The organism is Streptomyces sp. NRRL F-6492, assembly GCF_001280125.1.
Lineage (GTDB): Bacteria > Actinomycetota > Actinomycetes > Streptomycetales > Streptomycetaceae > Streptomyces.
Genome location: NZ_LGEG01000228.1, coordinates 1 through 14,979 on the forward strand (window position 1 = coordinate 1; position 14,979 = coordinate 14,979).

Annotated in this window: 17 protein-coding genes and 1 riboswitch; of the genes, 14 read left to right on the forward strand and 3 right to left on the reverse strand. The window is 71.4% G+C overall.

Annotated elements, in window-relative coordinates; genetic code table 11:
- A partial coding sequence (locus ADL08_RS22000; RefSeq protein WP_199837060.1) for an RDD family protein occupies positions 1-636 on the forward strand: 636 nt, incomplete at its 5' end.
- 85 nt (positions 637-721) lie between these two features.
- Positions 722-1,456, forward strand: coding sequence for an RDD family protein (locus ADL08_RS22005; RefSeq protein WP_053645623.1), 735 nt, complete (start codon positions 722-724; stop codon positions 1,454-1,456).
- A 31-nt stretch (positions 1,457-1,487) separates the two neighbouring features.
- On the opposite strand, the gene ADL08_RS22010 is transcribed toward ADL08_RS22005, so the two are convergent.
- Positions 1,488-1,766 (reverse strand): hypothetical protein, encoded by a 279-nt coding sequence (locus tag ADL08_RS22010; RefSeq protein ID WP_053645625.1) that lies wholly within the window; start codon positions 1,764-1,766, stop codon positions 1,488-1,490.
- 325 nt (positions 1,767-2,091) lie between these two features.
- Between ADL08_RS22010 and ADL08_RS22015 the strand changes: the two genes are divergently transcribed.
- Together ADL08_RS22015 and ADL08_RS22020 are read left to right on the forward strand one after the other, a co-directional pair.
- Entirely contained in the window at positions 2,092-4,536 is a 2,445-nt protein-coding gene (locus tag ADL08_RS22015) for an immune inhibitor A domain-containing protein (protein WP_053645627.1), read from the forward strand.
- A gap of 120 nt (positions 4,537-4,656) precedes the next feature.
- On the forward strand, positions 4,657-5,010 hold the full coding sequence (locus ADL08_RS22020) for a hypothetical protein (protein WP_053645628.1): 354 nt from the start codon (positions 4,657-4,659) through the stop codon (positions 5,008-5,010).
- Positions 5,011-5,026: 16 nt separating this feature from the next.
- Here the strand turns inward: ADL08_RS22020 and ADL08_RS22025 are convergent, their stop codons facing one another.
- Together ADL08_RS22025 and ADL08_RS22030 are read right to left on the reverse strand one after the other, a co-directional pair.
- Positions 5,027-5,623: an isochorismatase family protein gene (locus tag ADL08_RS22025; protein WP_053645630.1), complete on the reverse strand. Its 597-nt coding sequence runs from the start codon at positions 5,621-5,623 to the stop codon at positions 5,027-5,029.
- 128 nt (positions 5,624-5,751) lie between these two features.
- Positions 5,752-7,080, reverse strand: a complete 1,329-nt coding sequence (locus tag ADL08_RS22030) for a nicotinate phosphoribosyltransferase (protein ID WP_078968329.1) — start codon at positions 7,078-7,080, stop codon at positions 5,752-5,754.
- Between the two features lie 193 nt (positions 7,081-7,273).
- On the opposite strand from ADL08_RS22030, the gene clpS reads away from it, so the two are divergent.
- The 10 genes from clpS (at position 7,274) to ADL08_RS22075 (ending at position 14,978) form a co-directional block, all read left to right on the forward strand.
- Positions 7,274-7,579, forward strand: a complete 306-nt coding sequence (gene clpS, locus ADL08_RS22035) for an ATP-dependent Clp protease adapter ClpS (RefSeq protein ID WP_053645635.1) — start codon at positions 7,274-7,276, stop codon at positions 7,577-7,579.
- Entirely contained in the window at positions 7,579-8,169 is a 591-nt protein-coding gene (locus ADL08_RS22040; RefSeq protein ID WP_053645637.1) for a DUF2017 domain-containing protein, read from the forward strand. The genes clpS and ADL08_RS22040 overlap by 1 nt, the downstream gene beginning before the upstream one ends.
- A gap of 329 nt (positions 8,170-8,498) precedes the next feature.
- On the forward strand, positions 8,499-9,926 hold the full coding sequence (locus tag ADL08_RS22045) for an amino acid permease (protein WP_053645639.1): 1,428 nt from the start codon (positions 8,499-8,501) through the stop codon (positions 9,924-9,926).
- 89 nt (positions 9,927-10,015) lie between these two features.
- Positions 10,016-10,444 (forward strand): Mov34/MPN/PAD-1 family protein, encoded by a 429-nt coding sequence (locus tag ADL08_RS22050; RefSeq protein ID WP_053645641.1) that lies wholly within the window; start codon positions 10,016-10,018, stop codon positions 10,442-10,444.
- Positions 10,445-10,475: 31 nt separating this feature from the next.
- Positions 10,476-10,550: riboswitch (cobalamin riboswitch) on the forward strand.
- Between the two features lie 59 nt (positions 10,551-10,609).
- Positions 10,610-11,587, forward strand: a complete 978-nt coding sequence (locus tag ADL08_RS22055) for an ABC transporter substrate-binding protein (RefSeq protein ID WP_053645643.1) — start codon at positions 10,610-10,612, stop codon at positions 11,585-11,587.
- Positions 11,584-12,678 carry a FecCD family ABC transporter permease gene (locus ADL08_RS22060; protein ID WP_078968330.1) on the forward strand — a complete coding sequence of 365 codons (1,095 nt, stop codon included), beginning with the start codon at positions 11,584-11,586 and terminating at the stop codon, positions 12,676-12,678. The genes ADL08_RS22055 and ADL08_RS22060 overlap by 4 nt, the downstream gene beginning before the upstream one ends.
- A complete protein-coding gene (locus ADL08_RS22065) occupies positions 12,675-13,460 on the forward strand; it encodes an ABC transporter ATP-binding protein (protein ID WP_053645645.1) in 786 nt (261 codons plus the stop codon). Before ADL08_RS22060 ends, ADL08_RS22065 begins: the two co-directional genes overlap by 4 nt.
- Before the next feature lie 44 nt (positions 13,461-13,504).
- On the forward strand, positions 13,505-13,642 hold the full coding sequence (locus tag ADL08_RS37290) for a putative leader peptide (RefSeq protein ID WP_159043107.1): 138 nt from the start codon (positions 13,505-13,507) through the stop codon (positions 13,640-13,642).
- A 105-nt stretch (positions 13,643-13,747) separates the two neighbouring features.
- Entirely contained in the window at positions 13,748-14,026 is a 279-nt protein-coding gene (locus ADL08_RS22070) for a MoaD/ThiS family protein (RefSeq protein WP_053645647.1), read from the forward strand.
- Between the two features lies 1 nt (position 14,027).
- Positions 14,028-14,978, forward strand: coding sequence for a PLP-dependent cysteine synthase family protein (locus ADL08_RS22075; protein WP_053645649.1), 951 nt, complete (start codon positions 14,028-14,030; stop codon positions 14,976-14,978).
- The last annotated feature ends 1 nt before the right edge of the window (position 14,979 follow it).

The window sequence follows — 14,979 nt, forward strand, 5'->3', positions numbered from 1 at the left end:
CAGCCCCAGCCCCAGCCGCAGGCACAGCCGCAGCCGCAGCCGCAGCCCCAGCCCCCGTCCCCCTCCCCGTCCCAGGAGCAGCCCCAACCCCCGGTCGTCCCCTGGAAGCCCCCGGTCGAGGACCCGTTCCTCCAGGCGGCCCGCGCGCAGGCCTCCGCGCGCCCCGCCGGGCTCGGCAGGCGCCTGCTCGCCCGTCTGATCGACTCCGCCGTCACGGGCGCCCTCGCAGGCGCGGCCGCCCTCCCCTTCCTGACCGCCGCCCTCGACCACATCGAGGGCAAGATCGAGGCGGCCAGGCAGTCCGGCACCACCGTCCAGGTCTGGCTGGTGGACTCGACGACCTCCGTCCAGTTCGGCATCGCGCTCGCCGCCCTCGTCGTCGTCGGGATCCTGTACGAGGTGCTGCCGACCGCCAAGTGGGGCCGCACCCTCGGCAAGAAGCTCTGCGGGATCCAGGTGCGGGACATCGAGGCGCACGAGCCGCCGACGTTCGGCGGGTCCCTGAAGCGCTGGCTCGTGTACGGCGTCCTGGGCCTCCTGGCCGTCGGCGTCCTCAACGTCCTGTGGTGCGTCTTCGACCGGCCCTGGCGCCAGTGCTGGCACGACAAGGCCGCCCGCACCTTCGTGGCGCGCTGAGCCCGCGGGGACCGGGCCGGTGCCGGGTCCCCCGAACGGGCGGCGATTCCTTGCGGGGGCGCCTCGCCCGGGATGCACTGCCCCCATGAGCACCGACCAGCCGCCGCCCGGTCCGCCCCCCGACGAGGACCCGTTCCGCAAGAGGCCCCAGGAGCCCCCGCCGCCCTCCGGCGGCCAGCCGCCACCCGGCGGCCAGCCCCCCGGCGGCCCGCCACCCGGCGGCCCGCCCCCCGGCGGCCCGCCGCCCGGGAACCCGTACGGCTCCCCGTACGACAACGCGCCCCCGCCCCCGCCTCCGTACGGCGGCGGCTACGGCGGTGGGTACGGCGGGACCGACCCGCTCGCCGGGATGCCGCCGCTCGCCGACTCCGGCCGGCGCATCCTCGCCCGGCTCATCGACTGGGTCATCGTCGTGGTGCCGCTCGCCATCATCGGCATCCCGTTCAAGGTCTACGACCGGGTGACGACCGACGACGACTTCGGCGACGCGGTCACCAGCTTCAACGGCGGGGGCCAGCTGGTCTTCCAGCTCATCACGATCGTCGCGTTCGTCGCGTACGACACGGTCCTGACGGCCAGGAACGGCCGGACCCTCGGCAAGAAGCTGATGAAGCTGCGGGTCGCGATGCTCAACGACGGCTCGACGCCCCCGATGAGCCAGTCGCTGCTGCGCGCCGTCGTGCTGTGGCTGCCCGCGCTGATCTGCTGCGCCTGCCTGTGGCCGCTGCTCCTGCTGATCCTGATCCTGGTCGACAAGCCCTACAAGCAGGGTCTGCACGACAAGGCGGCGAAGACGGTGGTGGTCTCCACCCCGCAGTAGGAGCCCGCGGTGGTAACCCGCGCCACCGGCGTCACGAACCGATCCGGGTCCCGGTCCTCCCGCCCACGCGGGCGGCCGGCACCCGGATCGACTCGTCTCCGGAAGCGGAGGGAGTCGGTGCCGGGGTCTTGACGGACCCCGTCCGCCCCGGCATCGTCACCGCCACGAGGATCCCGAGCAGCAGCCCGACGGCACAGGCCGCGAGGATGCCGGGGATCGTCGTCGTACCGGAGAGCAGCAGCAGGGCGACGGTCGCGAGGACGACGGTGGCCGAACCACAGGTGAGCTGTGCGGCGTTCGGACGCTGCATGACGAGTACCCGCCCCTCAAGACATCGGTTCGACTCTACGAAGGTGGATGCCCGCGGGGAACGAGGGGTAAGCCCGATCCCGTCCGGTGCCGGTGCACGGGGGGCGCACAGGGTCACGTGATCGTCAAAACTTCTTCATGGCACGTCCGCCGGGTGTCCGATTACCGGAAATCGGCTCCTGCATAGTGCAGTTGGTATGTGCAAGTCAAGATCTGTCTTTTCTCGTCTCACTCCGGTCGAATGTCGTCACTTGTGACGCGCGACCCGCCGGGCGGACACCCCACCTCCGGTCCGTGAGTGCGGGCGCCGGGGAGGACTACATCAAGTGACCAACAGACGACGGGCGATCAGAACGTCCGCAGTCGTCGTGGCGCTCGCGGCCACCGCCGCCACCGCCTCGACGTTCACCACCGCGTGGGCCAACAACGACGGCAACGTCACGCCGGCCGACGTCCGCCACGACCCGGCGCCCGGCGCGCCCGGTGCGGGCATCGACAAGACGGCGGTCGACCACGACCTCGAAGGCCCCTACAGCGAGCAGCAGGCGCAGCAGCGCAAGGCCGCCCTGGAGCAGGTGCTGAGCGGCAAGAAGAAGGTCGAGCGCCGCGGTGGTTCCCAGGTCGTCAAGCTCGACAGCAAGAAGTACGTCGAGCTGGGCCGCGAGAAGACCGACAAGATCTTCACGATCCTCGTCGAGTTCGGCGACAAGGTGGACAACACCACCCTCGTCGACCGCGCCGACGACGACACGACCGAGCCGAAGCCGAAGTTCGGCGGCACGCCCGGCCCGCTGCACAACCAGATAGCCAAGCCGGACCGCAAGAACGACAACTCCACGGCCTGGCAGAAGGACTACGACCAGAAGCACTTCCAGGACCTGTACTTCGGCACCGGCAAGGACGCCAAGGGACAGCCCAAGGAGTCGCTCAAGACCTACTACGAGAAGACCTCGTCCGGCCGTTACTCGGTCGAGGGCGGCGTCTCCGACTGGGTCAAGGTCGAGTACAACGAGGCCCGTTACGGCTCGAACTACTGCGGCAACAGCAACTGCGCCAACGTCTGGGACGCCGTCCGCGACGGCGTCACCGCGTGGACCGCCGACCAGAAGGCCAAGGGCCGCACCGACGCCCAGATCAAGGCCGACCTGGCGCAGTACGACCAGTGGGACCGGTACGACTTCGACGGCGACGGCAACTTCAACGAGGCCGACGGCTACATCGACCACTTCCAGATCGTCCACGCGGGCGAGGACGAGTCGGCGGGCGGCGGCGCCCAGGGCGGCGACGCCCTGTGGGCCCACCGCTGGTACGCCTACGGCACCAACGCGGGCAAGACCGGCCCGGCGAACAACAAGGCCGGCGGCACGCAGATCGGCGACTCCGGCATCTGGGTCGGCGACTACACGATGCAGCCGGAGAACGGCGGCCTCGGCGTCTTCGCGCACGAGTACGGCCACGACCTCGGTCTGCCGGACCTGTACGACACCTCCGGCCTCCCCGGCGCCGAGAACTCGACCGGCTTCTGGTCGCTCATGTCCTCCGGCTCCTGGCTCGGCCGCGGCAAGGACGCCATCGGCGACCTGCCCGGCGACATGAACGCCTGGGACAAGCTCCAGCTCGGCTGGCTGAACTACACCAAGGTCGCCAACGAGGCCCGCAAGTGGAACTCCACCCACAAGCTGGGCGTCGCCGAGTACAACACCAAGAACCCGCAGGCGCTCGTCGTCGAGCTGCCGAAGAAGCCGGTCACCACCGACATCGTCGCGCCCGCCGAGGGCGGCACGCAGTGGTGGAGCGGCATGGGTGACGACCTCAAGAACACCCTGACCCGCGCGGTCGACCTCACCGGCAAGAAGTCCGCCTCCCTGGAGCTCCAGGGCTGGTACGACATCGAGCTCGACTACGACTACCTGTACGCCGAGGTCTCGACCGACGGTTCCAACTGGACCGCCCTGGACGGCACCGCCGACGGCAAGCAGATCCCGCGCGACGCCAGCGGCGCCCCGGCGCTGACCGACGTCTCCGGCGCCCACAAGAAGCTGGTCTACGACCTGTCCGCCTACGCGGGCAAGAAGTTCGACCTCCGCTTCCGCTACCAGACGGACGGCGGCGCGGGCGGCAAGGGCTTCACCGCCGACGCCATCACCGTGACCGCCGACGGTGCCGCCGTCTTCTCCGACAACGTCGAGAACGGTGACAACGGCTGGGCCGCCAAGGGCTTCTCCCGCGTCGGCAAGGGCTTCACCAAGTCGTACGAGCAGTACTACATCGCCGAGAACCGCCAGTACGTCTCGTACGACAAGACCCTCAAGGTCGGCCCGTACAACTTCGGGTTCACCGGCGACAAGGCCAGCTGGGTCGAGCACTACCCGTACCAGAACGGCCTGCTCGTCTGGAAGTGGGACCTCTCCCAGAAGGACAACAACACCGCGGTCCACCCGGGCCAGGGTCTGATCCTTCCGGTCGACGCCCACCCGTCCCCGCTGAAGTGGAAGGACGGCACCCTGATGCGCAACCGCGTCCAGGCGTACGACTCCACCTTCGGCACCTACAAGACGGACGCCCTCCAGCTCCACAAGGCGGACGTCGCGACCTTCGTGCCGTCGCTCAAGGGCAACCCGGTCTTCGACGACCGCAAGGGCACCTACTGGTTCCAGGAGACCGCTCGCGCCGGTGTCCAGGTAACTGACACCAACACCAAGATCGAGGTCGTCAAGGAGCCGAAGAGCGGCGAGACGATCACGGTCCGCGTGGGCCCGTCCACGAAGTAATCGGTAGAACAGCAGGTCAAAGCATGATCGGCCGTCGCCCCCTAGCGGGCGGCGGCCGATCGTGTTTAGGTGCGTCTGACGCTTTTCTTATTGACACCGACCACGGGGGAGTGGTTCCGCATGCCCAACGGAGGGTTCTGCAAGCTGCCGGGAGGCAGCGTGGTCGTGGCCATAGGGCTGCCCAGCCCGGCCGGCGACGGCGCCACGGTCCGCTTCCTGGTCCACGCGGCGAACCGGGCCCGCGCCCTGACCCGGCTGCGGAACCTGGGGCTGCGCGCGGTCTACCTCCGGGGGAACACCGAGCCGCCCACGCCGGACGAGGTCACCGCCGTCCTGCACCACCCCGACGGCCTGCTGTGGAGATCCACCCCGGGCGCCGCCCAGGAGCTCTGGCACCCGGCCCGCTCCCTGCCCAGGGAGCCGGCGGTGCGCGAAGCGCCCGCGGCGGCCGTGCCCCGGGGCCGCGCCGCCTAGGACCCGCCCGGGCCCCTCAGACCACCGGCTTGCCGGTCAGCTCCACGCCCGCCGCCCGCAGCTCCTCCAGGGCCCGCTCCGTCGTCCCCTCCGCCACGCCCGCCGTCAGGTCGAGCAGCACATGGGTCCGGAAGCCCTCCCGGGCCGCGTCCAGGGCCGTCGCCCGGACGCAGTGGTCGGTGGCGATCCCCACCACGTCGACCTCGGCGACGTCCCGCTCGCGCAGCCACCGCGCGAGCGTGAGCCCGTTCTCGTCCCGGCCCTCGAAACCGCTGTACGCGGCGTCGTACGCGCCCTTGTCGAAGACCGCGTCGATCGCCCCGCTGGCGACGGCGGGCGCGAAGTTCGGGTGGAAGCCGACGCCCTCCGTGCCCGCCACGCAGTGCACGGGCCAGGAGGTGACGTAGTCCGGCTCCTCGCCGGGCGCGGCGAAGTGCGCCCCCGGGTCCACGTGGTGGTCGCGGGTGGCGACGACGTGCCGGTAGGAGGTGCCCGCCGTCTGGCCGACCAGGTCGGTGATGGCGGCGGCGACGTCCGCCCCGCCCCGCACCGCGAGGCTGCCGCCCTCGCAGAAGTCGTTCTGAACGTCCACAACGATCAATGCGCGGTGCATGGCGGGTGTCCTTAGGGCGTCGGAGGGGGTGGGATCGAGCCTAGAGACTTCCCCTCCCCTTCGGGAGGGGGCGCCCCGGGCCACTACGGCGGCTACGCCGTCCTGTGTACGCGTGTACCGCGCGGACGTCAGGCGTACTCGGTCGGCAGCACCGGCTCGCCGCGCGACAGCTGGACCGCCGACATCGGCAGCCCGGCGCGGGCCGCGACGTGCCGGGCCCTGGCGGCCTCCAGCGGCTCGCGGCCCACCACCCGGCCGCCCTTGACCAGCTCGACCAGGAGCTGCCGGTCGGCGAGGTCCGCCGGGACGGGGCCGGTGCCCACGACCTCCGCCTCGGCGACGCCGTCCGCGCCGGTCCTGCGGGCCGCCCACTTGCGGCCGCCGACCGAGGCCTTGCCGCCCAGGGACTTCTTGGCCACCGGCACGAGCGGCGCCTTCGGGTCGGCCGACGCGGCCCGCGCGACCAGCTTGTAGACCATGGAGCAGGTCGGGTGGCCGCTGCCGGTCACCAGCTGCGTGCCCACCCCGTACGCGTCGACCGGGGCCGCCGCCAGCGAGGCGATGGCGTACTCGTCCAGGTCCGAGGTGACCACGATCCTGGTGTCCCGGGCGCCCAGCTCGTCCAGCTGCGCCCGCACCCGGTGGGCGACGAGCAGCAGGTCCCCGGAGTCGATCCGGACGGCCCCGAGCTCCGGCCCGGCCACCTCGACGGCGGTCCGGACGGCCTCGGCCACGTCGTAGGTGTCGACCAGCAGGGTCGTACCGCGCCCCAGGGTCTCCACCTGGGCCCGGAAGGCGTCCTTCTCGCTGTCGTGCAGCAGGGTGAAGGCGTGGGCGGAGGTGCCGACGGTCGGGATGCCGTAGCGGAAGCCGGCCGCCAGGTCCGAGGTGGAGTCGAAGCCGCCGACGTAGGCGGCGCGGGAGGCGGCGACGGCCGCCAGCTCGTGGGTGCGCCGGGCGCCCATCTCGATCAGGCCCCGCCCGCCGGCCACGGCCGACATGCGGGAGGCGGCGGCCGCGATGGCCGAGTCGTGGTTGAGGATCGAGAGGATCACGGTCTCCAGGAGCACGCACTCCGCGAAGGAGCCCTCGACCCGCAGGACGGGGGAGCCGGGGAAGTACACCTCGCCCTCGGGGTATCCCCAGACGTCCCCGGAGAAGCGGTAGCGGGACAGCCACTCCAGCGTCGGCCCGTCGACGATGGAGCGCTCGCGCAGGAACTCCAGGACGGCCGGGTCGAAGCGGAAGTTCTCGACGGCGTCCAGGACGCGCCCGACGCCCGCGAGGACCCCGTAGCGCCGCCCCTCGGGCAGCCTCCGGGTGAAGACCTCGAAGACGGAGCGCCGGTCGGCGGTGCCGGCCGCGAGGGCCGCCCGGAGCATGGTCAGCTCGTACTGATCGGTGAAGAGCGCGGTCGACGGCACGTCCACCGGCAGCCCAAGGTCCGCAGCGTTCATGTCGGCGATGCTAGCGCAGAAATCGTCAGAGTGACGATTTCTAGGTCCGCATCCGTGCCCGCGTCCGTGCCCGCGCCCATCCTGCTTCCGTGCCCGCTTCCGTGCCCGCGTCCGTCCCGCTTCCGTCCCGCGTCCGTTCCCGAGGCGTGGCCCGTTTGTGCGAGGGGCCCCCCGGGGTGGCAGCATGGGGTGAGTGAGCGTCGCGCCTATCGAGATCGAACGTACGGAACCGGCCGAGGAGGTATCGGCGGTCGTCGAACCGGACGTGCCCTGGGTGACCCTCGTGCACAACGACCCGGTCAACCTGATGAGCTACGTGGCCTACGTCTTCCAGTCGTACTTCGGATACTCCAAGGACAAGGCGCACAAGCTGATGCTCGACGTGCACCACAAGGGCCGCGCGGTGGTCTCCAGCGGCACCCGCGAGGAGATGGAACGGGACGTGCAGGCGATGCACGGCTACGGCCTCTGGGCGACCCTCTCCCAGGACCGCGGCTGATGGCCGGCCGCTTCGAGGCCCTGGCCGGCGGCGGCGCGGCCGTCGCCCTCGACGACGTCGAGATCTCCATCCTCCGCTCCCTCTCCGTGCAGCTCATGGAGCTGATCGGACCGGGCGACGAGCCCGCCGCCGACGCGGACCCGCTGGCCGCGCTCTTCGCCGAGGGCCCCAGCGAGCCCCCCTCCGACCCGGCCCTGCGGCGGCTCTTCCCCGACGCGTACGGGGACGACACCGAGGAGCTGCGGGCGGCCGCCTCCGACTTCCGCCGCTACACCGAGAACGACCTGCGGGCCCGCAAGCGCGAGGACGCCCTCGTGGTGGTGCGCGCCCTGGACTCCCTCTCCGCCGAGGCGGCGGGGGAGGGCGGCGCGGTCCTCAAGCTCACCCCGGACGAGGCCCGGGCCTGGCTCGGCGCGCTCAACGACCTCCGGCTGACCATCGGGACCCGTCTGGAGGTCGCGGACGACGAGGAGAGCGAGCGGCTGTACCGGCTGCCGGACTCCGACCCGCGCAAGCCGATGGTGATGGCGTACCTCTGGCTGGGGGCGCTCCAGGAGTCCCTCGTGGAGACCCTGCTGTCCTCCTCCTGAGGAACCCCCCGGGGGTCCCCGACGCGGACTGTTCGCTCAGCGGACGCTCAAATCCGGATAACGAATGCGTTATCAGAGCGTCCGCTTGACCCTCTTGAATCCGGTACGTCCGTATTTTTATGTGACCCGCACCACGCGCAACTCCCTCGATCACCTCCCACCCCGTGATAAATCTTCACGACCGCTCGGGGACGCCACCCCTGTTCCCGAGGGCGCTCGGGCCGGCTGACCGCCGGTGGCACTCCATCCACATCCGGGGGGATCAGGATCTGATCCGCGGCAGACGCACTCGCAGTCGCGCGGATCAGCATGGAGAAAGGCGCACCACCATGACCTCTGTGCAGGTCGACAAGCAGCACGACGGCACCGACGGGGCCGTGGGCGGCGGCGAGGGCTACCAGCGTGGCCTCGGCGCCCGGCAGATCCAGATGATCGCGATCGGCGGTGCCATCGGCACCGGACTCTTCCTCGGCGCGGGCAAGGCCATCCACAAGGCCGGCCCCAGCCTCATCCTGGCCTACGCGATCGCGGGCCTGGTCATCTTCTTCATCATGCGGGCCCTGGGCGAGCTGCTCATGTACCGCCCCGTGTCCGGCTCCTTCGCGGAGTACGCACGCGAGTTCCTCGGCCCGTTCTGGGGCTTCGTGACCGGCTGGACGTACTGGCTCTTCTGGGTCGTCACCGGCATCACCGAGGTCACCGCCGCGGCCACCTACATGACCTACTGGTGGGACATCCCGCAGTGGATCTCCGCCCTGGTCTTCACCTTCGTCCTCTACGGCGCCAACCTGATCTCCGTGAAGCTCTTCGGCGAGCTGGAGTTCTGGTTCTCCATGGTCAAGGTCACCGCGATCATCGGCATGATCCTGATCTGCGTCGGCATCCTCACCGTCGGCTTCTCCGACGCCGGTGACACCGCGACCGTCGCCCACCTGTGGAACCAGGGCGGCTTCTTCCCGAACGGCGTCGGCAGCACGCTGATGACGCTCCAGATCGTGATGTTCGCCTTCCTCGCCGTCGAGCTCGTCGGCGTCACCGCGGGCGAGTCCAAGGACCCGAAGACCGTCCTGCCCAAGGCCATCAACACCGTGCCGTGGCGCATCGCCGTCTTCTACGTCGGCGCCCTGATCATGATCCTGTCGGTCGTGCCGTGGACCGAGTTCCAGCCGGGCGTCTCCCCGTTCGTCGCCGCCTTCGAGAAGATGGGCCTCGGCGTCGGCGCCGCCATCGTCAACTTCGTGGTGCTGACCGCGGCCCTCTCCTCCTGCAACTCGGGCATGTACTCCACCGGCCGCATGCTGCGCGACCTCGCGCTCAACGGCCAGGGCCCGAAGGTCTTCACGAAGCTGACGAAGAACGGCACCCCGCTGCTCGGCCTGACCTTCTCGGCCTCGCTGATGCTCGTCGGCGTCTGGATCAACTACGTCGCCCCCGGCAAGGCCTTCGAGTACGTCGTCTCCTTCGCCACCATCTCCGGCATGTGGGCCTGGATCATGATCCTGGTCTGCCAGATCCGCTACCGGGCCAAGGCGAACCGCGGCGAGCTGCCCGAGTCCACCTTCAAGGCCCCGGGAGCCCCGTACACCAGCTGGTTCGCGCTCCTCTTCATCGGCATGGTCATCGTGATGATGGGCATCGACGAGGGCGCCCGCGTCTCGCTCTACTGCGCGCCGGTCTGGGGCCTGATCCTGGGCGTCTCCTACCTGGTCCTGAAGTCCCGCGACCCCGAGGGCGCGGCCTTCGCCAAGCGCTCCTGATCCCGGGCGAAAACCGCACCCGTCCCAGCATGCGGGCCCTTCCGTACCACTCCTCGGTACGGGAGGGCCCCTCTGCTTATCCTGTCGCCATGCTGACCATCACCCGGGCCCTGTACGACCAGATCGTGGAACACGCCCGCGCCGACCACCCGGACGAGGCCTGCGGCGTGGTCGCGGGCCCGGCCGGCACCGGCCGCCCCGAGCGCTTCGTCCCCATGCTCAACGCGGCCCGCTCGCCCACCTTCTACGAGTTCGACTCCGCGGACCTCCTCAAGCTCTACCGCGAGATGGACGACCGGGACGAGGAGCCCGTGGTCGTCTACCACTCGCACACCGCGACCGAGGCCTACCCGTCCCGCACGGACATCACGTACGCCAACGAGCCGCACGCCCACTACGTCCTCGTCTCCACCGCCGACACCGACGGCGCCGGACCCTTCCAGTTCCGCTCCTACGCGATCGTCGACGGCGTCGTCACCGAGGAAGAGGTCGAGGTCGTCGCGGCGTACGACGCCTGAGACACTGACCCGGAACCCGGGCGGCAGGACCCAGGAAGCCGGTGCGAATCCGGCACGGTCCCGCCACTGTGACCGGCGTCCCCAGGACGCCGGGAGCCAGGAACTGGCCTGCCGCCTCCCACCACCGAACGGGGACGTGGAAATCCCCGGAGGAGGCACACCGCCATGTCCCGGCCCCGCCGCGTCCTGCTGCCCGCAGCCGCCCTCGTCCCCCTGCTCGCCGGCTGTTCGGCCCCCGCGGAGCAGGCGCCCGCGGCGAAGGCCGCCCCCGGATTCCCGTACACCGTCACCAACTGCGGCGTGAAGAGCACCTTCCAGGCCCCGCCGAAGCGCGCGGTCACCATGAACCAGCACGTCACCGAGATCATGATCGCCCTCGGCCTGGAGAAGTCCCTCGTCGGCACCGCCTACCTCGACGACCAGGTCCTGCCCGCCTACGAGAAGGCCTACGACTCCGTCCCGGTCCTCGCGAAGGAGTACCCCTCCAAGGAGGCCCTGCTCGCCGCGAACCCCGACTTCGTCTACGGCGGTTACGCCTCCGCCTTCGACGCCAAGGACGGCCGCGGCCGCGACGACCTGAAGAAGGCCGGCATATCCACCCGCCTCAACACCGAGTACTGCCCCTCCGGCAAGACCTCCGTGGACGACCTCTACCAGGAGGTGGGCGAGGTCGGCCGCACCTTCGGCGTCCCCGACCGCGCCGAGAAGTGGATCACGGAGGCCCGCGCCACCGTCGCCGCCAACGAGAAGCGCCTCAAGGGCGTCGCGCCCGTCTCCGTCTTCGTCTACGACAGCGGCGACAAGACCGCCTTCACCGCCGGCGGCAAGGGCATCGGCAACGAACTGATCACCCGCGCCGGCGGCCGCAACGTCTTCTCCGACCTCGACAAGGCCTTCGGCGACGCCGCCTGGGAGCAGGTCGTCGCCCGCAGGCCCGAGGTCGTCGTCATCTACGACTACGGCTCCACCACCGTCGAGCAGAAGAAGAAGCGGCTCCTGGACGACCCCGCCCTCAAGGACGTCCCCGCGATCAAGAACCGCCGCTTCGCCGTGATGCCGCTCTCCGACGCGGTCCTCGGCGTCCGCGTCCCCGCCGCCGTCGAGAAGCTGGCCGCCCAGCTCCACCCGGCCGCCGGCCGATGAGCACCGGGACCCGCGCCCCCGGCACCACGGAGAAGCGGACCGTTCCGGCGCGGGTCCCGCGCCCCCGGCCCCCGGCCGGCCGGCTGCGCCACCCGGCCGTCGTCGCCGGGCTCCTGCTCGCCCTGGCCGCCGCCTGCCTCGCCTCCCTCGCCCTCGGCTCCGTCCGCGTCCCGCCCGGCCAGGTCGTCGACGCCCTGACCGGCCGGGCCGGGCCCTCCCCGTACCGGACGATCGTCCTCGACGTACGGCTGCCCCGGCTCCTGCTCGGCGTCGTCGTCGGCGCCGGGCTCGCCGTCGTCGGCACCGTCCTCCAGGCCCTCGTCCGCAACCGGCTCGCCGACCCCTTCCTCCTCGGGATCTCCTCCGGCGCCTCCGCCGGAGCCGTCCTCGTCCTCGTCGTCGGCATCGGGGGAGGGATCACCACCACCCTCGCCCTGCCCGCCGGGGCCTTCGCCGGAGCCCTGGTCTCCCTCGTCCTCGTCTACGGACTCGCCCGGCGCGGCGGCACCATGACCGGCCCCCGGCTCGTCCTCGCCGGCGTCGCCGTCTCGTACATCCTCTCCGCCCTCACCACCCTGATCCTGGCCGCGGCCGGCCGCCCCGAGCACTTCCGCGAGGCGCTGTACTGGTCCCTCGGCGGCCTCGGCAGCGCCCGCTGGGACACCCTCGTCCTGCCCGCCGCCGTCCTGGTCCTCGGCCTCGGCGTCCTGCTCGCCCTCGCCCGCCCGCTCGACCTGCTCCTCGTCGGCGAGGAGGACGCCACCGTCCTCGGCCTCGACACCGCCCGCTTCCGCGCCGCCGTCTTCGTCCTCGTCTCCCTCGTCACCGCCGTCATGGTCTCCGCGAGCGGGGCCGTCGGCTTCATCGGCCTCATGGCCCCGCACGCCGCCCGGCTCGCCGTCGGCGCCCCGCACCGCCGCCTGCTGCCCGTCGCCGCGCTCGGCGGCGCCCTCGCCCTGGTCCTCGCCGACCTCGGCGCCCGGACCCTCATCGCACCCCAGGACCTCCCCGTCGGCGTCCTCACCGCCCTCGTCGGCGGCCCGTTCTTCCTCTGGCTGATGCGCCGCCGCCCCGAAGGAACGCCCCTGTGACCGAACTGCGCCTGGAGGGCCTCGCGTACGAGGACCGCCTCCGCTCCGTCGACCTCACCGTCCGCCCCGGCGAGACCGTCGGCCTCATCGGCCCCAACGGCAGCGGCAAGACCACCCTCCTGCGCTGCGTCTACGGCACCCTCGCCCCCACCGCGGGACGCGCCCTCCTCGACGGCGACGACCTGCGCGCCCTCGGCCCCAAGGCCCGCGCCCGCCGCGTCGCCACCGTCCCCCAGGACAGCGGCACCGACTTCGAGCTCACCGTCCGCGAACTGGTCGCCCTCGGCCGCTCCCCGCACAAGCGCTTCTGGGAGGGCGACACCGCCCCCGACCGCGAGCACGCCGACGCCGCCCTCGCCCGCGTCGGCCTCACCGGCTTCGCCGACCGCCCCTACCCCACCCTCTCCGGCGGCGAGCGCCAGCGCGCCCTGGTCGCCCGCGCCCTCGTCCAGGAACCGGCCCTGCTCGTCCTCGACGAGCCCACCAACCACCTGGACATCCGCCACCAGCTGGACGTCCTCGGCCTCGTCCGCACCCTGGGCACCACCAACCTGCTCGCCCTGCACGACCTCAACCTGGCGGGGGCGTACTGCGACCGGATCTACGTCCTGGAGCGGGGCCGGGTCGTCACCGGCGGCACCCCCGCCGAGGTCCTCACCCCGGCCCTCCTCGACGCCGTCTACGGGGTGGACGCGGAGGTCGTCCCGCACCCCAGAACGGGCAGCCCGACCGTCGTCTACCTGCACGGTCCGGCAGGCGGTCAGGAAGCATCCACCATGTGAGATCACATTCCGGAACCCGGACCGGGAATCGATACGATGAGCCCATGGTTTCCCACGACGTGAGCGAAGAGACTCCGGGCACACCGCTGCTCGTAGCACGCCTGCACGTCGACCTGGGCCGCCTCGCCAGTGCGATCTGTACGAGCGGGACGGCGGCCCGCCCGGTCCGCGCCGCGCTCTGAAGCGGCCGGCGGCGACCGGCCGGGCGTCCCCCACCGTACGATCCCCTCCGCGCGGGGCCCCAGCAGCGCGCGCCCATCACGCCACTTCCGACAGGAGCCCACGCCATGGCCATCGAGGTCCGCATCCCGACCATCCTCCGCACCTACACCGACGGCGCCAAGGCCGTCGAGGCCAACGGTGGGACCCTCGCCGAGCTCTTCGCCGACCTGGAGACCCGCCACACCGGGATCGAGGCCCGCATCGTCGACGGCGACAAGCTCCGCCGCTTCGTCAACGTCTACCTGAACGACGAGGACGTGCGCTTCCTCGACGGCATCGACACCAAGCTCTCCGACGGCGACAGCGTCACGATCCTCCCGGCCGTGGCCGGCGGCATGGTCTGACATGCGCTACGACTCCCCGCTGGCGGCGGTCGGCAACACGCCGCTGGTCCGCCTCCCCCGGCTCTCGCCCTCGGACTCCGTCCGCATCTGGGCGAAGCTGGAGGACCGCAACCCCACCGGTTCGGTCAAGGACCGCCCCGCGCTCCACATGATCGAGCAGGCGGAGAAGGACGGCCGGCTCACCCCCGGCTGCACCATCCTGGAGCCGACCAGCGGCAACACCGGCATCTCCCTCGCCATGGCCGCCAGGCTCAAGGGCTACCGCATCGTCTGCGTCATGCCCGAGAACACCAGCGAGGAGCGGCGCCAGCTGCTCGCCATGTGGGGTGCGGAGATCGTCCCGTCCCCCGCGGCGGGCGGGTCCAACACGGCGGTGCGCGTCGCCAAGGAGCTCGCCGCCGAGAACCCGTCCTGGGTGATGCTTTACCAGTACGGCAACCCCGACAACGCCGGTGCGCACTACGCCGGTACGGGCCCCGAGATCCTCGCCGACCTGCCCTCGATCACCCACTTCGTGGCCGGGCTCGGCACCACCGGCACCCTGATGGGCGTCGGCCGCTACCTGCGCGAGCACAAGCCCGACGTCAAGATCGTGGCCGCCGAGCCGCGCTACGACGACCTCGTCTACGGCCTGCGCAACCTCGACGAGGGCTTCGTACCGGAGCTGTACGACGCCTCCGTCCTCACCACCCGCTTCTCCGTCGGCTCCGCCGACGCCGTCACCCGCACCCGCGAACTCCTCCAGGAGGAGGGCATCTTCGCGGGCGTCTCCACCGGCGCGGCCCTGCACGCGGCCATCGGCGTCGGCAACAAGGCCGTCAAGGCGGGGGAGAGCGCCGACATCGCCTTCGTCGTCGCCGACGGCGGCTGGAAGTACCTGTCGACCGGCCTCTACACGGCCGCCACGACGGAAGAGGCCATCGAGACGGTCCAGGGCCAGCTCTGGGCCTGAG